The organism is Streptomyces sp. Root1310, from assembly GCF_001426425.1.
Classification (GTDB): domain Bacteria; phylum Actinomycetota; class Actinomycetes; order Streptomycetales; family Streptomycetaceae; genus Streptomyces.
Window position 1 is genome coordinate 364,741 of the sequence record NZ_LMEQ01000031.1, and the last position, 20,687, is coordinate 385,427.

Below are 20,687 nucleotides of genomic sequence, written 5' to 3' on the forward strand. Positions count from 1 at the left end.
CTCTCCTGCGAAACGAAGTTGAGGGGCGGTCGGCGAAGGGCCTTTAGATGAACTTCTGGCCCGCGAGGAACTCAGCGAGCTGCTTGCCGCCCTCGCCCTCGTCCTTGACGATCGTGCCCGCGGTGCGGGCCGGACGCTCGGTCGCGCTGTCGACCGCGGTCCAGGCACCCTCGAGGCCGACCTCTTCGGCCTCCAGGTCCAGGTCCGACAGGTCCCAGGACTCGACCGGCTTCTTCTTGGCCGCCATGATCCCCTTGAACGACGGGTAACGCGCCTCACCCGACTGGTCGGTGACCGACACGACGGCCGGCAGGGAGGCCTCGAGCTGCTCGGAGGCGGCGTCGCCGTCCCGGCGGCCCTTGACGGTGCCGTCCTCGACGGAGACCTCGGAGAGCAGGGTGACCTGCGGGACGCCCAGGCGCTCGGCCAGCAGGGCCGGCACGACGCCCATGGTGCCGTCGGTGGAGGCCAGGCCGGAGATGACCAGGTCGTAGCCGGCCTTCTCGATCGCCTTGGCCAGCACCAGGGAGGTGCCGATGGCGTCGGTGCCGTGCAGGTCGTCGTCCTCGACGTGGATCGCCTTGTCGGCGCCCATGGAGAGGGCCTTGCGGAGCGCGTCCTTGGCGTCCTCGGGGCCCACCGTCAGGACGGTGATCTCCACGTCGTCGTCGGAGTTCTCGGAGATCTGCAGCGCCTGCTCGACCGCGTACTCGTCGAGCTCGGAGAGCAGACCGTCCACGTCGTCCCGGTCGACGGTCAGGTCATCGGCGAAGTGCCGGTCGCCAGTGGCGTCGGGCACGTACTTCACAGTGACAACGATCCTCAAGCTCACGCCGGCTCTCCTACTGCATCGTCAGTTCTCGGCTGCCTTCTTCCAGGCAGCATAGGCGCCACAAGCGGCCGATCCCGGTCGGGGCGGCCCGCGCTCCGACCGAAATATTACTCGTCAGTACACCCAGTTCGTTCCCGCTAAGCAAGCGCTTTGAACTGTGACCTTTGCAACGCAGCGTAATCGGAACTCGACGAGTTCGCAGGAGAGCCGGGCGTGATCAATCCCGCAGGGCGGTGAACCGCCCCTGGTGGTAGAGCAACGGGCGGCCCGCGCCCTCCGGGTCGCCCAGGACCACCTCGGCCAGCACGATGCGGTGATCGCCCGCCGGGACCCGCGCGACGACCCGGCACACCAGCCACGCCAGCACGTCGTCCAGGACGGGAACACCCTGCGGCCCGTCGCGCCAGACGGTCGGCGCGCCGAAGCGGTCGGCGCCGCTCCTGGCGAAGGTCGCGGCCAGCTCCTGCTGGTGCTCGCCGAGTATGTGAACGCCCACGTGGGTGGCCCGGGACAGCACGGGCCAGCTGGAGGCTCCGGTGCCGATGCCGAAGGAGAGCATCGGCGGCTCGGCGGAGACGGAGCTGAGCGAGGTGGCGGTGAAGCCGACCGGGCCGCCCTCGCCGGACGCGGTGATCACGGCGACCCCCGCGGCGTGCCGGCGGAAGACGGAGCGCAGGAGGTCGGGAGAGGCCAGTCGGGCGGAGCCGAGGCCGGGTATGACCGTCATGGGGTTGTCCTTCTGCGGGAAGTGGCGAGCCGGGCCGTGGGTGCTCAACGGGCCGGACAGCGCGCGCTCGCGGTACGGACCAGGTCCACGTGGACCCGTCCGTGGAGAAGGAGTTCCTCAGGCATACGGTCAGGCTGACGATAGGTGGCGCGCACAGTCAAGTACGTTCCGGTATCTGGGAGATGCCTCACCGTCCCCCACGGACCGCTCACACGGCCTCCCCCAGGGCCGCGATGACGTCCGCCTTGCGGGGCTGGCCGGTGGCCCGTCGCACGACGCGGCCGTCGGCGTCGAGCACCAGGACGGTCGGGGTCTTGAGGATGTCGAGCTCGCGTACGAGGTCCAGGTGCGCCTCGGCGTCGATCTCTATGTGGGTGACGCCGGGGACCGCGCCGGCCACCTCGCCGAGGACCCTGCGGGTGGCCCGGCACGGCGCGCAGAAGGCGCTGGAGAACTGCACGAGCGTGGCCCGCTCGCCCAGTTCGCCGCCCAGCCTGTCGGCTCCCAGCCGTTTGCCGTCGTCGCGCCCGCGCACCCGCACCCTCCCGCTCCGCCGCTTGTGCAGCACTCCGTAGGCGCTCGCCGCCGCGAGCACCGCCACGCACACCAGCAGTCCTGCCATCAGGTCCTCCAGCGTTCACGAGACTGCAAAGATTCCCGGCCCAAGGAATCGTTTCCGTTGCGGAATGCTTGATTCATGGACATCGATGCGAGGGGCCCGCGCTTCGGGGCCGCCGTGACGACCGTAGTACTCGCGGTCGTGCTGATCAGCGGCAACGCCTGGCTGCTGGCGTGGCAGACGCTGGCGTTCGCGCTCGGCGCGGCGGGCGGGGTGGGCCGCTCACCGTACGGCTGGGTGTTCCGCAGGGCCGTACGGCCGCGGATCGGGCCGCCGACCGAATTCGAGGCGCCGGAGCCGCCGCGGTTCGCGCAGGCGGTGGGTCTGCTGTTCGCGGGCACCGGACTCGTCGGCCTGACCCTGGGTCCTGGCTGGCTGGGCCTCGCGGCGACCGGGGCGGCGCTCGCGGCCGCGTTCCTCAATGCCGCTTTCGGGTACTGCCTCGGATGCGAGATGTACCTGCTCGTACGGCGGGTCGCGGTGCGCGCGGAGTAAAGGCGGCTTAAAAGCCCGAGGTCGATCAAGGGGGTTGACGTGACGAGGATCTCGCCGTTCCCGGGCGCTGGGGCTGGCTCCCCGGCCGTTATTCGGGCACGATCTGCGAGATGCCGTAAACCTACGGCTGCGTAACTTTGCCGCCGGGAGCCCCTCCCCGGCAAAGAGAAGGAAGGGTCCGCCCCGCCCATGGCAGAGATTGTCTACCGCCCCGTCGTCGGCCTCGCCCAGACATTGTTCAAGGCCTGGGACCTCAAGATCGACTGCAAGGGTTCGGAGAACATCCCGCGCTCGGGTGGAGCCGTGCTGGTGAGCAATCACATCAGCTACCTCGACTTCATCTTCGACGGTCTGGCCGCGCTCCCGCAGAAGCGTCTCGTGCGTTTCATGGCGAAGGAATCCGTCTTCCGCCACAAGATCTCCGGCCCGCTGATGCGCGGGATGAAGCACATCCCCGTCGACCGCAACCAGGGCGAGACGGCCTACGCGCACGCCCTCGAGTCGCTGCGCTCGGGCGAGATCGTCGGGGTCTTCCCCGAGGCCACCATCTCGCAGTCGTTCACCCTCAAGAGCTTCAAGTCGGGCGCGGCCCGGATGGCCCAGGAGGCGGGCGTCCCGCTGATCCCGGTGGCCCTGTGGGGTACGCAGCGGCTGTGGACCAAGGGCCACCCGCGCAACTTCAAGCGCAGTCACACCCCGGTCACCATCCGCGTCGGCGAGGCCATCGAGGCCTCCCGCGACAAGTACGCGGGCGCGATCACCCGGCAGTTGCGCGAGCGCGTCCAGGAGCTCCTGGAGGCCGCTCAGCGCGCCTACCCGGTCCGCCCCAAGGACGCGAACGACACCTGGTGGATGCCGGCCCACCTGGGCGGCACGGCTCCGACGCCGGAGCAGGTCCGCGCGGCCGAGGCCCGCTGACGCGGTTCACACGCCTCCTACGGGCCTCGGTCGGCATATGCCCGGCCGGGGCCCGTTCGCCCGACCCCGCGCCCGGCTCGCGCCGCCGCGGCGGCAGGGGTCCCGGCCACCGCGGGAGGCCGGATGCCCGGGGCGGTCACAGTGCGGCGGGGAGGGTCTTCCACAGGTGCGGCCGGTCGGGGGCGGCCCGCAGGGCTGCGAGCACGCCCGGATGCGGTGTCGCGTAGAGGCCCGGGTAGTCCAGCTCGCCCGCCGCGGCGTCGGGCAGGAAGGCCAGGCGTTCGCCGTCCAGGGAGAACCGCGCGTCCACACCCGGTTTGTTGCCGCGCGGGTCCTGGCGGTGCCAGGCGCCGTTGAAGCGCACGGCGACGAGCCCGTGGAGGGCGTGTCCCTCACCCGCGTCGTGCGCGAACCGCTGGTAGCACAGGGCGGTCGGGATGTCCTCGGCCCGCAGCAGGGCGGCCAGGGCGTGGGCCTTGGCGTAGCAGACGCCCGTGCCCTGCTCGAGCACGTCCGAGGCGCGCCAGGTCACGCGCGGGTCATCGGCGTCCTGCGAGTGGGGAATGGTGTCGCGCACGAATTCGAAGGCGAGGCGCGCATAACCATACGAGTCCCTCGCGTCCTTGGCGAGGCGTGCGGCAGTGTCCCGCACGAGCGGGTGGTGATGGTCGATGACGTCGTCAGCAGCCAGATAGGCCGAGAGGTCGGGGTTCTCCTGGATCAGCTCCATGACGGGAGAGCATAGGAAAGCGATCACCCGTGAGTCAATGACTTTCCAGGTGACCGCATACCTATGCAACCGCAGTTCTCGCTACCGCGCCATCTCCTCCTTGACCGCGGCGACGAACGTGTCCACGTCCTCCTCGGTGGTGTCGAACGCGCACATCCAGCGCACGACACCCGCCGCCTCGTCCCAGAAGTAGAACCGGAACTTCTTCTGGAGCCGTTCGCTCACCTCGTGCGGGAGCCGCGCGAACACACCGTTGGCCTGCACGGGGTACAGGATCTCCACACCGTGCACGGCCCGGACGCCCTCGGCGAGCCGCTGGGCCATCTCGTTGGCGTGGCGGGCGTTGCGCAGCCACAGATCCTTGGCCAGCAGGGCCTCCAACTGCACCGACACGAAGCGCATCTTCGAGGCGAGCTGCATGGACAGCTTGCGCAGGTGCTTCATGTGGCGGACGGCGTCCTGGTCGATGACGACGACCGCCTCGCCGAACAGCGCGCCGTTCTTCGTCCCGCCCAGCGAGAGGAGGTCGACGCCGACGGCGTTGGTGAACGTCCGCATCGGGACGTTCAGCGAGGCCGCGGCGTTGGCTATCCGGGACCCGTCCAGATGCACCTTCATGCCGTGCGCGTGAGCGTGGTCGCAGATCGCGCGGATCTCCTCGGGCGTGTAGAGCGTGCCCAGCTCCGTGCTCTGGGTGATCGAGACGACCTGCGGCATCGCGCGGTGCTCGTCCTCCCAGCCCCAGGCCTGCCTGTCGATCAGCTCGGGGGTGAGCTTGCCGTCCGGGGTGGGTACGGTGAGCAGCTTCAGGCCGCCCATGCGCTCGGGCGCGCCGCCCTCGTCGACGTTGATGTGCGCGCTCTCGGCGCAGATCACCGCCCCCCAGCGGTCGGTGACCGCCTGGAGCGCGACGACGTTGGCGCCGGTGCCGTTGAAAACCGGGAACGCCTCCGCCGTGGCCCCGAAGTGGCTGCGGATGATCCCCTGGAGGTGCTCGGTGTAGTCGTCCTCGCCGTACGCCACCTGGTGGCCGCCGTTGGCCAGGGCCAGGGCGGCCATCACCTCCGGGTGGGCCCCGGCGTAGTTGTCACTGGCGAAACCGCGGACCTCCGGGTCGTGATGGCGCCGTGCGTCGGTCTTCGGAGGGTTCACGGCTTCTCGGTGAGCCACAGACGTTGTCCGTTCACTTCGGGGGCGGGCTTCTCCCAGACTCCGGTGATGGCCTCCGCCAGATCCTTGACGTCGGTGAAGCCCGCGAACTTCGCGTTGGGGCGGTCGGCGCGCATCGCCTCGTGCACCAGCGCCTTCACCACCAGGATCGCAGCCGCGGAGGTCGGGCCCTCGGCGCCCCCGGCCTTGCGGAAGGCGTCGGCGAGCGCGAGCGTCCAGGCCTCGGCGGCGGCCTTCGCGGCGGCGTACGCGGCGTTGCCCGCGGTGGGGTTCGAGGCGCCGGCCGCGCTGATCAGCACGTACCGGCCGCGGTCGCTGCGCTGGAGGCCCTCGAAGAAGGCGAGCGAGGTGTGCTGCACGGTCTTGACGAGCAGCAGCTCCAGGAAGTCCCAGTCGTCCAGGCTGGTCTTGATGAACGTCTCGCTGCCGCGCCAGCCGCCGACGAGGTGGACCACGCCGTCGATCCGGCCGAAGTCCTTCTCGACGCGCTGCGCCCAGTCCCGGGTCGAGTCCAGGTCCAGCAGGTCCACCGGCTCACCGGTGACGGTGGCGCCCCCGGCCCCGTAGCGGGCCGCGTCGACGGCCTCCGCCAGGCGCTCGGGGTCGTTGTCCGCGCCGGCGACGATCGCGCCGGCCTCGGCGAGTCGGAGCAGCGCCGCCCGGCCGGCCGGTCCGCCCGCACCGGCCACCGCGATCACCGCACCGCTGAGAGCCCCGTTCCCCATGGTCTTCGCCTCCTGAGCAGTGTTCTCGGTACGCAGGTCGCTCACGCGGCGATCCGCTCGGCGCCGTCCGCCGTGATGCCCTTGGTGGAGGCGATCACGTTCTTCAGCTTCTTGGACAGTGCCTCATAGAACATGCTCAGCGGAAACTCGTCCGCAAGCACGTCGTCGACGAGTTTGCGGGGCGGCTGGGTCAGGTCCAGGGCGTCGGGGCCCTTGGCCCACTTGGATCCCGGGTGCGGGGCGAGGTAGCCGGAGACCAGCTCGTGGGCGGCGAACCAGTGGACGAGCTTGGGGCGGTCGATGCCGTCGCGGTACAGCTGCTCGATGTCGGCGCACAGCTGGTTGGTGACCTGCGGGGCGCGCTGCCAGTCGATGTGCAGCTTGTTGTCGGTCCAGCGGACGACGTCGTGCTTGTGCAGGTAGGCGAAGAGCAGCTGGCCGCCGAGTCCGTCGTAGTTGCGCACCCGGTCCCCGGTGACCGGGAAGCGGAACATCCGGTCGAAGAGGACCGCGTACTGCACGTCACGGGCCTGCGGGACGCCGTCGGCCTCCAGCTTCACGGCCTCCTTGAAGGCGGTGAGGTCGCAGCGCAGCTCCTCCAGGCCGTACATCCAGAACGGCTGGCGCTGCTTGATCATGAAGGGGTCGAAGGGCAGGTCGCCGTGGCTGTGGGTGCGGTCGTGGACCATGTCCCACAGGACGAAGGCCTCCTCGCAGCGCTTCTGGTCGTGGACCATGGCGGCGATGTCCTCGGGCAGCGAAAGGCCCAGGACCTCGACGGCCGCGTCGGTCACCCGGCGGAAGCGGGCGGCCTCGCGGTCACAGAAGATGCCACCCCAGGAGAAACGTTCCGGCGCCTCGCGGACGGCGATGGTCTCGGGGAAGAGGACGGCCGAGTTGGTGTCGTAGCCGGCCGTGAAGTCCTCGAAGGTGATGCCGCAGAACAGCGGGTTGTCGTAGCGGGTGCGCTCCAGCTCGGCCAGCCACTCCGGCCAGACCATGCGCAGCACGACCGCCTCCAGGTTGCGGTCCGGGTTGCCGTTCTGCGTGTACATCGCGAAGACGACCAGGTGCTGGAGTCCGTCGCGGCGGTTCGCGGCGGGCTGGAAGGCCAGCAGCGAGTCGAGGAAGTCCGGCACCCCGAAGCCGCCGTCGGCCCAGACCCGCAGGTCCTTGGCGAGCGCCCGGTGGTAGTCGGCGTCGTGCGGGAGCAGCGGGGACAGCTCCTCGACGGCCTCGATCACCGCGAGGACGGCCTGCTCGGCGTCCGTGCGCAGCGGTGCGCCCTCGGCCGCGAAGTCGATCGACCCGTCCTTCGACTGCCAGGGCCGGATCCGCTCCACCGCATCCTTGAGCACGCGCCACGCCGGGTGCTCGACCACCCTGTCCGCCGGAGGAACCTGCTCCCCCGTAGCCGCCTGCACAAGAATTTCCGTCATGTCCCATCCTTCACTGGAGAAGCTCGCGTCAGGACACCGTATGCATATGAGGATTCTTCCAGCAAGTGGGGCCTCCGGAAATTATCCTGCGCTCCCTCATCTTCACCGCACTTTTTCCTGCCTGACACCGAAGATGCGGCTACTTCCGCTAGCGCCAGTCCAGCGGGTCGGATCTCCGGCCCGGGCGGGTAGAGGAACCCTCGGTGCACGCTCATGTCCTTGACGGCCTCCGGGCCACTAGGCTGCGTGCTCCTCCGGACCAAGCCGTCGACGGAAGCGGGTCGTGTCTTGAACTTCCTCACCATCGGTCACCGCGGAGTCATGGGTGTCGAGCCCGAGAACACCCTGCGTTCCTTCGTCGCCGCCGAGCACGGCGGCCTGGACGTCATCGAACTGGATCTGCATCTGAGCAAAGACGGTGCTCTGGTGGTCATGCACGACGCCGAGGTGGACCGGACGACCGACGGGACCGGGCCCATCGCCGACCAGACGCTCGCGGAGCTGCGCACCCTCGACGCCGGCCGCGGCGAGCGCGTGCCGTTCTTCGAGGAGGTCCTGGACGCCGTGAAGCTCCCCCTCCAGGCCGAGATCAAGGACGTCCAGGCCGCGCGGGCGCTCGCCGAGGTGATGCACGCGCGCGACCTGGTGGACCGCGTGGAGGTGTCCTCCTTCCACGACGAGGCCGTCGCCGAGATCGCGCGCCTCGTCCCGGGGGTGCGCACCGCGCTCATCGGCAGCCGCTACGGCATCGACATCGTCGACCGCGCCGTGGAGGCCGGCGCGGCGACGGTCTGTCTCAACCTGCGCCGGCTCACCCTGGAGATCGTCGAGGAGGCGCGGAAGCGGGACCTGCGGATCATCGGCTGGGTGGTCAACACCCAGGACCAGCTACGGCTCGTCCGCGCCCTGCAACTCGACGGCGCGACCACCGACTACCCGGAGATCAGGCGCACGGGCCGCTTCACGGCCTAGGCCGGGTCCTGACGGTCAGACGAGTTCCTTGACCAGCAGCTCGAACTGGAGGTCGTCGCGCTGCGGAATGCCGAAGCGCTCGTCGCCGTAGGGGAAGGGGGTCATGCGACCGGTGCGCCGGTAGCCGCGGCGCTCGTACCAGGCTATGAGGTCCTCGCGCACGGAGATCACGGTCATGTGCATCTCGGTGACGCCCCAGTCCTCGCGGGCCTGCCGCTCGGCCTCCGCCATGACCGTCTTGCCGAGGCCGCCGCCCTGGACCGTGGGACTGACGGCGAACATGCCGAAGTAGGCGTGGCCGCCGCGGTGTTCCAGCTGGCAGCAGGCGACGATCCGGCCCTGCCGCTCGACGGTCAGCAGCCGGCTGTCCGGCGCCTTGATGACCGCGAGCACACCGTCGGGGTCGGTCCGCTGCCCCTGGAGGATGTCGGCCTCGGTCGTCCACCCGGCCCGGCTGTCGTCTCCGCGGTAGGCCGACTCGATGAGCGCGACGAGCGCGTCCACGTCGGCGTCGACGGCGTCGCGGAAGGTGAATGCGGTGGCGGCGGTGTCCATGCGGGCGTTCTCCGGTCTCTGACTCGGCTGGGGCACCGACGAGCGTAGACCCTGCGCCGGTAGGCTCCGGCTGCATGGTGCACGTACTCAGCAGTAGGACCCTGCTCCGGCCGACCGACCCCGAGCGTTCCCGTGTCTTCTACGGCGAGCGGCTTGGCCTGGCGGTCCACCGGGAGTTCGGGACGGGGCCGGAGCGCGGGGTCGTCTACTTCCTGGGCGGCGGCTTCCTGGAGGTCTCCGGCCGGTCGGAGACGCCGCCGGATCCCTCCGTACGGCTGTGGCTGCAGGTGCCGGACCTGGCGGCGGCGCACGACGAGCTGCGTGCCCGGGAAGTGGAGATCGTCCGGCCGCCGGTGCGCGAGCCGTGGGGCCTCCTCGAGATGTGGATCGCCGATCCGGACGGCACGCCGATCGTCCTGGTGGAGGTACCGGCGGACCATCCGATCCGGTACCGGCCGGGAATCTGAGCCGGTCGGCCACGGCGGGGGGGCCGGGAGTGGGGCACCCGAGTCGACCCGTGCCTGCCGGCGACCGGAGGCGATCCGGTACTCCGTCGATCGGAGGCGATCCGGTACTCCGTGCCAGCCGGCGATCGGAGGCGATCCGGTCTCCGGCCGGGGAAACCGGGGGGAACGGGTACCCGACGGCTGTATCTGAGCAGAACGGTCCGGTCGGTCCGGTTGTGCGGGTCGGTCCTCCCCGTCGGTCGGCTGTGGGTCGGCGGGCCGCACGCTCTGCCGGCCGCAGCCGGGCGTGCCGAGGGTTCAGCGGCGGGGTGTCGTGGCCATCGGGCCAGGCCGGGCCCTGTTTCGGGGCCTCGGCGGCCACCGGATGCCGTAGCGCGGACCGAGGCATAGCGTGCTGAAGGGGGCCCCTTTCGGAAGGAACGCCATGAAGCTCGACGCGCCCGTGCCCGGCGGGCCCTGCTGGGCCGAGCTGGGGACCAGTGACCTGGAGGCGGCAAAGCGGTTCTACGCGGCGCTCTTCGGCTGGCGCGCGCAGACGGACCCGCGCCAGGAGGCGGGCGGCTACACGGTCGCGCACCTCGGCGAGGCGGCCGTCGCCGCGCTCAGCCCCCTGTACCAGGAGGCACAGCCGTGCGCCTGGAACGTGTCGTTCGCGGTGACCGACGCCGACGTGAGCGCGCGGCTGCTCACGGAGGCCGGGGGCAAGGTGCTGGTCGGCCCGATGGACGTCTTCGACGTGGGTCGTTTCGTGGTCGCCCTCGATCCCGGTGGGGCCGCGTTCCAGTTGTGGCAGGCGCGGACCTTCCCGGGCGCCGGGCTGTTCAACGCGCCCGGCTCGCTCGGCTGGGTCGAGCTGCTGACCCGCGATCGCCACCGGGCGGAGACCTTCTACACCACGGTGTTCGGCTGGACCGTCCGCTCGTCGGAGAACTACCTCCAGTGGGGCGTCGGCGGCGCGGACTTCGGCGGCATGATCGCGATGGACGAGAAGTTCCCGCCCGAGGTGCCCCCGCACTGGCTGCCGTACTTCGCGGTGACGGACGTCGAGGAGTCCACCAGGACGGCGGTGGAGGCGGGCGGCACCGCCCTCATGGAACCGACCTCGGTGCCGGACGGTCCACGGATCGCCGTGCTGCGGGACCCGCAGGGCGCGGTCTTCGGCGTGTACCGGGCGGGCGACGAGGGGTGAACGCCGACGGATCGCGATCATGCCGTCCGCTCCCGTGCGGACCCGGCGCTCAGACCCGCAGGGTCCGCATGTGCCCCTCGAGTCGGCTCAGCAACTCGCCCAACAGATCCGCCAGTTCGCCCTGCCGGTCGTCGTCCAGGGCGGACAGCACGGCACTCTCGTAGACAAGCTGCTCGGGCATGATGCCGTCGACGAGGTCCCGCCCGGCGTCCGTGAGGCGGAGGTGGGCGACCCGGCGGTCCCGGCTGTCGACGCGACGCCCCACCAGCCCGCGCTCGGTGAGCTGCTTGAGCCGCTTGGTGACGGCGGCCCCGGAGGAGAAGGTCTCCCGGGCCAGTTCGCCGGGCGTCAGCTCATGGCCGGTGCGGCGCAGCGCGCCGAGCAGGTCGAACTCCGCTCGGCTCAGGCCGGCCCGCCGCAGGGGGGCGTCCTCGGCCTGCTGGAGCAGCGCGGCGCAGCGGTTGACGCGGCCGATGATCTCCATGGGGCCGGTGTCGAGGTCGGGCCGGACCGTCTGCCACTGCCGTACGACAGCGGCGACGGTGTCGGCCCGTACCGGCCCCGCGGACTGTCCCGGCTCTGTCGGCCTCACGGGGTCGCCGCTGCCCCGCGAGCCACCGCTGCGCTGCTGTTCCCCGCTGCCCTGCCGTCCCCCGCTCCGCCGCCCGTCGTTGCTCCTCGGACGGTCGCCGGTGGTACCGGGGCCGCCGGCCGCCGATTCCGCCTCGGTCGCCGGATCTCCACCCGACCCGGTCGCCGCCCCTTCCCCCGTCCCGTTCCCGGCCGCCGCCCGTCCCTGCGTCGCCGTCATCGCCGTACGTCCTCCGCTCCCGTGCTCGCCTCCCGGTCCAGGAGCAGCCCCTGGCGCCGTACCGTCGCCGCGAGCGTACGGTGTCCGGACTGTTCGACCGCGACGACCCGCTCCTCGGGCAGCGCCCGCTGCCACCACTCGCCGGACGCGGCGTCGGCGGTGGCGCGCAGGTCGACCAGCGCGGCGGCGAGGCCGCGGCGGGCGGACTCCAGGGCGCCGGGGGCGGGACGCGGCTCCGCCAGGAGGCGGGCGGCCTGCTCGCGGGCCCGTTCGGCGGCCGTCAGAGCGTGCCCGAGGCGGTCGCCGGCCCGGCGGTTGGTGACGGCGAGCGCGGCGACGAAACCGACCACGGCGCCGACGAGGGTGTCCGCCAGCCGCTCGGTGATCAGTCGGCCCGAGTCCTGGACCTGCGCGAACTCGGTGATGAGCAGCGCCATCGGGGTCACGCAGACGCTGCCGAGCCAGTAGTTGCGGCTGATCAGCGCCTCGGCGCCGAAGTTCAGCGCGAGGCAGATCAGGACGAGGGCGGCCTGGGTGAGATGGGCGAGCGGGGCGAGCGCGGCGAAGGCGAGCACGCCGACCAGGTTGCCGACGACGCGCTGGACTCCGCGGCTCCAGGTGAGCGTGATGTTCGCCTGGTAGAGGGACGCGGCGGTGACCAGGGCCCAGTAGGGGCGCCCGACTCCGACGGCGAGCGAGGCGTACCCGGCGAGGGCGCAGCCGAGGGCGGTGCGCGCGGCGATCGGCGCGAGAGGGCCGAGGCGGAGCCACAGCGGCGGTCGTCCGGTGGCGAGTTCGGCGTCGACGCCGAGGAGTTCGTCGTCGTCCACCAGGTCGCGCGGGTGCGGTACCGGGCCGGTGCCGCGCAGGGCGCGGGCCCAGTCGCGCAGCAGCTTCGGGTCGGTGTCGGCGGGGGCGGCGAGGGCGATCTCGGCGCGGACGACGAGACGTTCCAGGGTCCGCCGGGTCTCCGTGGCGCGAGCCGCCAGCAGGGTCTGCCAGGCGGCGTGCACGGCGGCGGCCGCGGCGGCGCGGGTCCGGGCGTGGCCGTCGCCGGGGCCGTCCGTGTTGGCGTGGGCGGCGTGGGCGGCGGCCGCGTCGAGGGCGTGGGCGGTGGCGCGGCGCTCGGGGCCGTGGGGCCGCAGCAGGCCGGGCGCCATGCCGATCAGCCAGGCCCAGGCGCCCGCGGCGAGTGCCAGCCCCAGGTGACCGGGGACCTGCCCGAGGGTCTGCGGGGTGAACAGAGCGGCGGAGCTGATGAAGGTGAGGACGACGTTGGCGGGCGGGCCGAGGCGGGTCGCGTCGCAGAGGGCCTTCTGCGCGGCGGCGAGCAGCGCGCCGACGGTGACCAGGGCGACGGCGTCGTCCGTCAGCGAGGCCGCGAGCAGGGCGAGGGCCAATCCGGTGGTCATGCCCAGCACCACCCAGGCCAGGACGCGGGCCCGGGCCGCGTAGGGGCGGTTGTGGGCGTACAGGGCGCACAGGGATCCGGCCATCGTGTACATCGCCAGGTCCAGCCGCCCGAGGGCCAGCAGGATCAGGTTCGGCGGGGCGACGGCGGCGATCACGCTCAGGGCGGGCTTGAACCAGATGTCGGAGGGCCGGCCCAGGCGCAGCACTCCGGCGATCGGGAGACGGCGCCCCGGGCGCTGCCCGCGCCGACGGCCGTGCCGGCCGCCGCGCGGTTGCGGGCGGGCTTCGGGGCTGGGGTGCTGCGGGGTCGCACTGCTCATACCAACTAATTTAGCATGTGTTTTACCCGTGAAATATTTCCGTGCTCCGTCGAATGCCCCCCGTGTACACCCTTGCGCCCGCGTGCGCACGGTGTGCCGTGGGCATCGCAACCCTCGATTGCGAACGTCGAGCGGGGAGGTGCGCGTGCACGGACCGGCTTCGCCCGGCTGGCTGCTGGTGGCGCTGTGTGCGGCGACCGGGGCCTACTGCCTGCTGCGGATGCGCAGCGCGGTCGAGGAGCAGCGCAGGGCCGCGGGCGGCGAGGCGCTGATGGGCTTCGGGATGGCCGCGATGGCGGTGCCCGCGGCCGCGTTCACCCCGCCCGCGTGGGCCTGGCCGGCCTTCGCGGCGGTCTTCGGAGCGGCCGCGTTACGGGCCCTGTGGGCGGCCCGTGTCAGCGCCCACCACCTGCACCATCTGGTCGGCGCAGGGGCCATGGTCTACATGGCGGCCGCGATGGCCGCCGCGCCCGCCCACGAGCACGGGCACGGGGGCTCGGGCGTCCCCGTGCTGACGGGGGTGCTGCTCCTGTACTTCACGGGATACGTCCTGCTCGCCGGGGTCCGGCTGCTGCCGGTGGCCGGGGCGGGTGGCGGGGCCGTGGCCTGGAGCGACCGGCCCGAGGTGGCGCGGGCGTGCCGGCTGTCGATGGGGATCGGGATGCTCGCCATGCTGCTGACGATGTGAGCCCAACTCGCGCGTGGTCTACGTCACTTCGCCGCGAGAAGGCGTACCCCTGAGCGGTGCGCCGCTCATAGGCTGCTGCCCATGATGGTCCCCGCGGTACTGCTGCTGCTCGGTGCCCTGACCGCCGTGATCGCCCCCCGGCTGATCGCCCGGGCCGACTGGCCGGACCGCGAACCGGTGGTGGCGCTGTGGGTGTGGCAGTGCGTGGTGGCCGCGGTCCTGCTGTGCTGTGCGCTGTCGATGACGCTCAGCGCGGCGGCGGCCTGGCAGGCGGTGCGCGGTCATGTCTTCGCGCCGGCCCCGCGCTCGGTGGTGGAGGCGTACGCGCTGGGCGCGACGGGCCCCTGGGCGGCCGCGACAGCGGTGGCGCTGGCGTGCGGCGGTCTGTGGAGCGGGGCGATGCTCGTACGGGAGGTGCTGCGGAGCCGGGCCGGGCGCCGGTCGCGGCACGCCGAACTCCGTTTGCGCGCACCGCTGTTGCCGGGCGAGGAGTCCGCGTCCGGCCGACTGCTCGTCCTGGAGGGCGAGCGGCCCGACGCCTGGTGGCTGGCGGGCACGGCACCCCAACTGGTCGTCACCACGGCCGCGTTGCAGCGCCTGAAGGGGCATCAGCTGGATGCGGTGCTGGCGCACGAGCAGGGGCACGTCCAGGCACGTCACCACTGGTTGCTGAACTGTTCCACCGCACTGGCCACGGCCTTTCCGCAGGTGCCGGTGTTCGCCGCGTTCCGCGACGAGATGCACCGGCTGGTCGAGTTGTCGGCGGACGACATGGCCTCCCGGCGCTTCGGCCGGCGGACGACCGCGCTGGCGCTGGTCGAACTCAACGAGGACCGGGGGGTGTTCGGCCCCTCCCCCGCCCCGCAGGCCCATGTCCCGCAGCGCGTGCACCGGTTGCTCACACCGCCCGACCGCCTCACCGTGGCCCGCAGACTACGACTGACGGCGGGAGCCTCCCTCGTACCGGTGATCCCGGTACTGGTGACCCTGGTCCCCGCCCTGCGGACCCTGGGCTGAACCTGAACCCCACGGCCCGAACCACCGCCCCGGAACCAGAAGCAGCAGCTCCAACGACAGCCGGGCAACCCCACCGGCGCTCGACCACCCCGGAGGCCCGGCCCACCCGAGGTCCCGGCCACCGCGGAGACCCGACCATCGAGGCCCGGCCACCCGGGGGCCCTGCCCACCCGGGGTCACTGCCCACCCGGGGTCACTGCCCACCCGAGGTTCCGGTCCCCCTGAGGCCCGACCACCCGCGACCCCGGCCACCCTGCGTTCCCCACCACCCCGGAGGCCCGGTCGGCCGCTCCGCCTCCCGTGGGGCGTCCACACCAGCTGCCGGAACACCACCCGAAGAGGCCGACCAGCCACCCCGGGGCCACGGTCGGCAGCGCTCCGGAGGCACCGCCTCCCGACCCCACCCGACCCACCCGACCCACCCAACCCGCCGCCCGCCTGCGGACCTGACCCGAACAGCCGCGGACCCGATCCGGCCAGCCCTCGACCCGACCGGCGGCCAGGCCATACCCGCCGCACCCGGACCGACCACCGGACCGAAGTGACCAGTTCGCGGGAGGGGAGCACGAGCACCGGTCACCTGCGGCCTCACCAGCGGCTCCGGGCAGCGCGCGCGACCCCACCCGGCCGACCCGACCACGCCGGACCTCACCTCACCCGCCCCTCGACCGGGCCGACCACACCGGCCCCCCTCACCCGCCCCTCGACCGGGCCGACCACCCACGACCAAGGCGGACACCCCTCGCACGACAGCGGGCGGCCGCCGCCCCGGCCGCCAAGGCAGCTGTCGTCGGCGGTGGAGGCCGCCGCGTCAGCTGCCGCCACCGGCTCCGGGGCCGGGCCGACGCCCTCGGATCCCGGACCGAGCGCCCCGGGTTCGCATCCGGGCCCACCGTTCGGCGAGGATCTCCCTATGCCCCGTCCGACCGTCGACTCCCAGCCCCGCCGCCCGGCCCTGCGCACGCCGCTCCGGACCGCACTGGTCCTGGGGCTGTGTTCGGCCCTGCTGCTCGCTCTGGTCGCGGCCGACTGGCATCCCCTGATCTCCGCGGACGGCGACATCTCCCGGACCACCCACCGGTGGGCCGTCGCCGACCCCGACGTCACCCAGGCCTGCCGCATCCTCACGGACTGGGTCTGGGACCCCCTGACCATGCGTCTGCTGGGCGCGGCGGTCGCGGTGTGGCTGGTGTGGCGGCACGGGGCCTGGTGGACGGCCGGGTGGCTGGTCGTCACGTCGGCGGTCGGCACACTGATCCAGCAGTCCCTCAAGGCGGGGGTGGGCCGTTCCCGCCCGGTGTGGTCCGACCCGGTCGATTCGGCCCACTACGCGGCGTACCCCTCCGGGCACGCCCTGACGGCCACGGTGGTGTTCGGCCTCCTGCTGTGGCTGCTGCACCGGCACGGCGTCGCCCCTGGCGTGTGGCGTGCGGCGCTGGCGGTGTCGGTGGTCTCCGTGGTGGGCGTGGGACTGACCCGGATCTGGCTGGGCGTGCACTGGCCCTCGGACGTCCTGGCCGGCTGGCTGCTGGGCGCCCTGCTGGTGGCGCTGGCGATCGCGGCACATCTGCGCTGGCGCCCGTGACCCTGCCGGGACGAGGCGGCGATGGGGGCGATGGGGGCGACGGTGACGGTACGGCGGATTCATAGACTCGGGGCCATGCACAGGACAGCAGTGTTGTTCGACTTCTCCGGGACCCTCTTCCGCATCGAGTCCGCCGAGTCCTGGCTGCGGGCGGTGCTTGAGGCGGCGGGCGTCGCGCTGCCCGCCTCGGAGCTCGCCGAGAAGGCGCGGGCACTGGAGACGGCCGGCGCGCTGCCCGGCGGGGCGAGTCCGGTCCGGCTGCCCGCCGGGGTCGCCGAGGTGTGGCGGGTGCGGGACGAGAGCGCGGAGCTGCACCGGGTCGCGTACACCGGTCTGTCCCGTCAGGTGGCGCTGCCGGATCCCGCGCTGCACGACGCCCTGTACGAACGGCACAGGGTCCCGGCGGCCTGGGCGCCGTACCCCGACGCCCTCGACGTGCTGAGCGGGTTGCGCGAGCGCGGGCTCCGGGTCGGCGTGGTCAGCAACATCGGCTGGGACCTGCGGCCGGTGTTCCGGGAGCACGGCCTCGACCGGTACGTCGACACGTACACGCTGTCGTACGAGCACGGGTTCCAGAAGCCGGACCCCCGGCTGTTCACGGCCGCGTGCGAGGCGCTGGACGTCGATCCCGGCCGGACCCTGATGGTGGGCGACGACCGGCGCGCGGACGGCGGGGCGGCGGCGCTGGGATGCGCGGTGCACTTCGTGGACCATCTGCCGACGGCCGAACGTCCGGACGCGCTGCGGACGGTGCTGGACCGGGTGGGGTGACCCGTCCGACGGCGACAGCCTCGGACCGCCCCCTTCCGACGGTCGCCTGAGGCCACCATTACGGGAAAAGCGCGCCCACTCTGGGCGATCCCCCGCGTCGCCCAGAGCAGGCGGCAGCCCGGTGTGCTCCGAAGCGGAACCCCACCGGGTTGCCCCTGAGTATAGTTGGCTGCCAGCCAGTCAACGCAGGAGTTCCAGGATGTCCCCGCGCAGCGCCTCGGTCAATGAAGAATTGCGGCGGCGTTCCCGGGAACGCCTCCTTCAGGCCGCGGTGGAGCTGGTGAGCGAGCACGGGTACGAGGCGACGACCCTCGGTGACATCGCGGACCGGGCCGGCTCGGCGCGCGGTCTGGTGTCGTACTACTTCCCCGGCAAGCGGCAGCTGGTCCAGTCGGCCGTGCACCGGCTGATGCACCGCACGCTGGAGGAGGCGCTGGAGCGGGAGCCGCGCACCGAGGACGGCCGGGAGCGGATGGCGCGGGCCATCGACGCCATTCTGGGCCTGGCCCGGGACCGTACGGTGCTGATGCGCCAGCACATGGCGGGTCTTCTGCAGGCCGAGGGGTTCGTGCAGTGCCCGGAGCAGCAACGGCTGGCCGAGATGCTGCGGGAGACCGCGGCCCGGCACGGGTCGCAGGACGTCGACCACGACTACCCGATGCTGCGCTCGCAGCTGATGGGAGCGGTCTACGCGATGGTGCTGCCGAACGTGCCCCTGCCGCTCACGACGCTGCGCGCCGAACTGTTCGCGCGCTACCGGCTCGACTGGGAGCAGGGGGTCCCGCCGGACGCCGAGGCGCCCGGCGGGAGGAGTGACACCGATCTGTCGCGCTTCTTCGCGACCGACCCGACGACTCCGCGGAGCGAGGGTCAGTCGAAGTAGTCCGGCTGGGTCTGGACGTTGAGCTCGTGGAGACGGACCCGCTTGGCCGGGTCGGTGCGCCGGTCGCTGAGCTTCAGCACGTCGAAGCCCTTGGCGATGTCGTTCGAGTAGATGTAACCGTTGTAGTAGTACGCCGACCAGGAGCCGCCGCCCCTCAGCACCTGGGTGTCGAGCGGACCGCGTTCGAAGTAGGCGATCTCCTTCGGCTTCGACGAGTCGGTGAAGTCCCAGACCGAGACACCGCCCTGGTACCAGGCCTGCACCATGATGTCCTTGCCCTTGACCGGGATCAGCGAGCCGTTGTGGGCCACGCAGTTCTCGGTGTCCGCCTGGTGGCGGGGGATCTTGTAGTAGCTGCGGAAGACCAGCTTGCGCTTGTCGCCCTTGCCGACGATGTCGTAGATGCCGTCGGCGCCCTTGTCCGGCCCGGTCGCCGCGTTGCAGGTGGCCGCGCCGCCGCCGCCGAGTTCGTCGGTGAACACGACCTTGTTCGCCTTCTGGTTGAAGGTCGCCGAGTGCCAGAACGCGAAGTTCACGTTGTCCTGGACCTGGTCGATGACCTTCGGGTGCTCCGGGTCCTTGATGGAGAACAGGATGCCGTCGCCCATGCAGGCGCCCGCCGCCAGGTCCTTGGAGGGCAGGACCGTGATGTCGTGGCAGCCGGTCGTCTTGGAGACCCCGGGGTTGGTGGGCGAGCCCGGGTTGCCGCCGCCGTCCGGCCCCTCCCCCGGGAACAGTACGGGGAAGCTCACGATCGCGGCCTTCTCCGGCGTCTTGCGCGGCACCTTGATGACCGAGATGCCGTCGTGCGGCGGCTGGCAGTCCGGGTAGGCGGCGTTCGGCGAGTACGAGGAGACGTAGATGTAGACGTTCTTGCGCTCGGGCACCAGGGTGTGGGTGTGCGAGCCGCAGGCGGTCTCGACGGCGGCGACGTACTTGGGGTTCGCCTTGTCGCTGATGTCGAAGACCTTCATGCCCTCCCAGGAGGACTTCTCGGTCACCGGCTGCGTGGTGCTGTTGCAACTGCTGTCGCTGCGCGAGGAGTCGGTGGACAGGAAAAGCAGGTCGCCCGAGACCGAGATGTCGTTCTGCGAGCCGGGGCAGAGCACCTGGGCGACGGTCCTGGGGGACTTCGGGTTGCTGATGTCGAAGATCCGGAAGCCGTCGTAGTTCCCGGAGAAGGCGTACCTGCCCTGGAAGGCGAGGTCCGAGTTGGTGCCCGGCAGGGCGTCCTTCGGGATGTTCGTCAGGTGCTCGATGTTGTCGGAGTGGACGATCTCGTCCTGTCCCGGTATCTCGCCGTCGGCGATCGCCGCCGCCGCCTCGGCCCGGGCGCCCTCGGACACCTTCTGCTGCACGGCCGGCCCGTCCCCCGGGTCGGGGGTCGCGGCTGCCGGAACGGCCGTCAGCAGCGCGGCCAGCAGTCCGGTGCACGCGGCGGCCACCCCCAGCCGTCTGCGTCGCGTTCGAAGGTCGTTCAACAGGGTCACTGCGTCCTCCCTTGTCGCCGTTCACGCGGAACGGTTCGCGGTGCTCCGAAGTATCGTCTTCATCATGCACATATCAAAGGCTGGCAACGCACTCGTCATGAATCTTTCGGTTCAGTAGTGCGACTCATGGTGCGAAGATCCAGACGAGGACGGCGCCCCGTCCTCGACTCACCTGCTTCAGGAGGTCGTTGTGCTCGTCCGCCGCGCGCCCCTCGTCTCAGCCTCACTGCTGCTCGCCCTCGCCCTCGCGGGGTGCGACTCCGGGCCGGACACCAAGTCGGGTGCGGCGAGCGGCCCTTCGGTGATCGCACCGGGCAAGCCGGGCGAGTCGAACCGGACTCTCTCCGCCCAGGACGCGGCCGGGCAGCGCGCCGATGACGACACGCCCAACTCCGCCGACGTGGCGTACGCGCAGATGATGATCCGGCACCACGCCCAGGCCCTGGAAATGACCGAACTCGCGCCGAAACAGGCCGCGTCGAAGGCCGTGAAGGGTCTCGCGTCGCGGATCGGCGCCGCGCAGGGACCGGAGATCGAAGCCATGAAGGGCTGGCTCACGACCTACGGCGAGGACGAGACGGGCGGAGAGCACGACCACACGGCGATGCCCGGCATGGCCACCGAGGCGCAGCTGACCCAGCTGCGCGCGGCCCGCGGCAAGGCGTTCGACGCCCTGTTCCTGTCCCTGATGATCACCCACCACGGGGGCGCCCTCACCATGGCCGCGGACGTCAAGGCGCGGGGCAACAACGTGCGGATCGAGGAGATGGCGGACGATGTGATCGCGCAGCAGACGAGCGAGATCACCCGGATGCGCGGGATGCAGTGACCCCCGGTCCCACTGGACCTCGCAGGCAGGCCCCGGAGCCCC

At 71.8% G+C, this 20,687-nt stretch carries 22 protein-coding genes; 11 read left to right on the top strand and 11 right to left on the bottom strand.

From position 1 onward, the window contains the following. Positions 1–43: 43 nt before the first annotated feature. The 3 genes from ASD48_RS32385 to ASD48_RS32395 all read right to left on the bottom strand — a co-directional run bounded on the left by ASD48_RS32385 (position 44) and on the right by ASD48_RS32395 (position 2,181). The gene (locus ASD48_RS32385) at positions 44–832 is read right to left on the bottom strand and encodes an electron transfer flavoprotein subunit beta/FixA family protein (protein WP_028806184.1); all 789 of its coding nucleotides are present in this window, start codon (positions 830–832) and stop codon (positions 44–46) included. Between the two features lie 217 nt (positions 833–1,049). Then, on the bottom strand, positions 1,050–1,559 hold the full coding sequence (locus ASD48_RS32390) for a flavin reductase family protein (RefSeq protein WP_057605367.1): 510 nt from the start codon (positions 1,557–1,559) through the stop codon (positions 1,050–1,052). A 208-nt stretch (positions 1,560–1,767) separates the two neighbouring features. Beyond that, positions 1,768–2,181, bottom strand: coding sequence for a thioredoxin family protein (locus ASD48_RS32395; protein ID WP_057605368.1), 414 nt, complete (start codon positions 2,179–2,181; stop codon positions 1,768–1,770). Positions 2,182–2,256: 75 nt separating this feature from the next. Between ASD48_RS32395 and ASD48_RS32400 the strand changes: the two genes are divergently transcribed. Both ASD48_RS32400 and ASD48_RS32405 read left to right on the top strand, forming a co-directional pair. Beyond that, a complete protein-coding gene (locus ASD48_RS32400; protein WP_057605369.1) occupies positions 2,257–2,673 on the top strand; it encodes a DUF4395 domain-containing protein in 417 nt (138 codons plus the stop codon). A 189-nt stretch (positions 2,674–2,862) separates the two neighbouring features. Further along, positions 2,863–3,591: a lysophospholipid acyltransferase family protein gene (locus tag ASD48_RS32405; RefSeq protein ID WP_020125921.1), complete on the top strand. Its 729-nt coding sequence runs from the start codon at positions 2,863–2,865 to the stop codon at positions 3,589–3,591. Between the two features lie 136 nt (positions 3,592–3,727). Here ASD48_RS32405 and ASD48_RS32410 read toward each other — a convergent pair whose 3' ends face one another. The 4 genes from ASD48_RS32410 to ASD48_RS32425 all read right to left on the bottom strand — a co-directional run bounded on the left by ASD48_RS32410 (position 3,728) and on the right by ASD48_RS32425 (position 7,655). Beyond that, complete coding sequence (locus ASD48_RS32410) at positions 3,728–4,321, bottom strand: transglutaminase domain-containing protein (RefSeq protein WP_057605370.1); 594 nt, start codon at positions 4,319–4,321, stop codon at positions 3,728–3,730. 81 nt (positions 4,322–4,402) lie between these two features. Then, positions 4,403–5,473 carry a low specificity L-threonine aldolase gene (locus tag ASD48_RS32415; protein WP_057605371.1) on the bottom strand — a complete coding sequence of 357 codons (1,071 nt, stop codon included), beginning with the start codon at positions 5,471–5,473 and terminating at the stop codon, positions 4,403–4,405. Then, the gene (locus ASD48_RS32420) at positions 5,470–6,216 is read right to left on the bottom strand and encodes an SDR family NAD(P)-dependent oxidoreductase (RefSeq protein WP_057605575.1); all 747 of its coding nucleotides are present in this window, start codon (positions 6,214–6,216) and stop codon (positions 5,470–5,472) included. Before ASD48_RS32420 ends, ASD48_RS32415 begins: the two co-directional genes overlap by 4 nt. A gap of 41 nt (positions 6,217–6,257) precedes the next feature. After that, positions 6,258–7,655, bottom strand: coding sequence for a DUF6421 family protein (locus ASD48_RS32425; RefSeq protein ID WP_057605372.1), 1,398 nt, complete (start codon positions 7,653–7,655; stop codon positions 6,258–6,260). A 288-nt stretch (positions 7,656–7,943) separates the two neighbouring features. Here ASD48_RS32425 and ASD48_RS32430 point away from each other — a divergent pair, with 288 nt between their 5' ends. Further along, on the top strand, positions 7,944–8,627 hold the full coding sequence (locus ASD48_RS32430) for a glycerophosphodiester phosphodiesterase family protein (protein ID WP_057605373.1): 684 nt from the start codon (positions 7,944–7,946) through the stop codon (positions 8,625–8,627). A 15-nt stretch (positions 8,628–8,642) separates the two neighbouring features. Here the strand turns inward: ASD48_RS32430 and ASD48_RS32435 are convergent, their stop codons facing one another. After that, a complete protein-coding gene (locus tag ASD48_RS32435) occupies positions 8,643–9,182 on the bottom strand; it encodes a GNAT family N-acetyltransferase (RefSeq protein ID WP_057605374.1) in 540 nt (179 codons plus the stop codon). A gap of 74 nt (positions 9,183–9,256) precedes the next feature. On the opposite strand from ASD48_RS32435, the gene ASD48_RS32440 reads away from it, so the two are divergent. Then, positions 9,257–9,649 (top strand): VOC family protein, encoded by a 393-nt coding sequence (locus ASD48_RS32440; protein WP_057605375.1) that lies wholly within the window; start codon positions 9,257–9,259, stop codon positions 9,647–9,649. A gap of 424 nt (positions 9,650–10,073) precedes the next feature. Beyond that, complete coding sequence (locus tag ASD48_RS32445; RefSeq protein WP_057605376.1) at positions 10,074–10,838, top strand: VOC family protein; 765 nt, start codon at positions 10,074–10,076, stop codon at positions 10,836–10,838. A 49-nt stretch (positions 10,839–10,887) separates the two neighbouring features. Here ASD48_RS32445 and ASD48_RS32450 read toward each other — a convergent pair whose 3' ends face one another. Continuing rightward, complete coding sequence (locus ASD48_RS32450) at positions 10,888–11,430, bottom strand: MarR family winged helix-turn-helix transcriptional regulator (protein ID WP_057605577.1); 543 nt, start codon at positions 11,428–11,430, stop codon at positions 10,888–10,890. 215 nt (positions 11,431–11,645) lie between these two features. Then, complete coding sequence (locus tag ASD48_RS32455) at positions 11,646–13,268, bottom strand: FUSC family protein (protein ID WP_057605377.1); 1,623 nt, start codon at positions 13,266–13,268, stop codon at positions 11,646–11,648. 259 nt (positions 13,269–13,527) lie between these two features. Here ASD48_RS32455 and ASD48_RS32460 point away from each other — a divergent pair, with 259 nt between their 5' ends. The 5 genes from ASD48_RS32460 to ASD48_RS32480 all read left to right on the top strand — a co-directional run bounded on the left by ASD48_RS32460 (position 13,528) and on the right by ASD48_RS32480 (position 18,326). Next, positions 13,528–14,070: a DUF5134 domain-containing protein gene (locus ASD48_RS32460; RefSeq protein ID WP_057605378.1), complete on the top strand. Its 543-nt coding sequence runs from the start codon at positions 13,528–13,530 to the stop codon at positions 14,068–14,070. Between the two features lie 81 nt (positions 14,071–14,151). After that, positions 14,152–15,087 carry a M56 family metallopeptidase gene (locus ASD48_RS32465; RefSeq protein WP_057605379.1) on the top strand — a complete coding sequence of 312 codons (936 nt, stop codon included), beginning with the start codon at positions 14,152–14,154 and terminating at the stop codon, positions 15,085–15,087. Between the two features lie 913 nt (positions 15,088–16,000). Further along, positions 16,001–16,672, top strand: a complete 672-nt coding sequence (locus ASD48_RS32470) for a phosphatase PAP2 family protein (RefSeq protein WP_057605380.1) — start codon at positions 16,001–16,003, stop codon at positions 16,670–16,672. A 75-nt stretch (positions 16,673–16,747) separates the two neighbouring features. After that, a complete protein-coding gene (locus tag ASD48_RS32475) occupies positions 16,748–17,443 on the top strand; it encodes an HAD family hydrolase (RefSeq protein WP_057605381.1) in 696 nt (231 codons plus the stop codon). A 199-nt stretch (positions 17,444–17,642) separates the two neighbouring features. Continuing rightward, the gene (locus tag ASD48_RS32480) at positions 17,643–18,326 is read left to right on the top strand and encodes a TetR/AcrR family transcriptional regulator (RefSeq protein WP_057605382.1); all 684 of its coding nucleotides are present in this window, start codon (positions 17,643–17,645) and stop codon (positions 18,324–18,326) included. On the opposite strand, the gene ASD48_RS32485 is transcribed toward ASD48_RS32480, so the two are convergent. Further along, positions 18,314–19,816 (bottom strand): hypothetical protein, encoded by a 1,503-nt coding sequence (locus ASD48_RS32485; RefSeq protein WP_057605383.1) that lies wholly within the window; start codon positions 19,814–19,816, stop codon positions 18,314–18,316. The genes ASD48_RS32480 and ASD48_RS32485 overlap by 13 nt on opposite strands. A gap of 190 nt (positions 19,817–20,006) precedes the next feature. Between ASD48_RS32485 and ASD48_RS32490 the strand changes: the two genes are divergently transcribed. Next, entirely contained in the window at positions 20,007–20,645 is a 639-nt protein-coding gene (locus ASD48_RS32490; RefSeq protein WP_057605384.1) for a DUF305 domain-containing protein, read from the top strand. Positions 20,646–20,687: the final 42 nt, after the last annotated feature.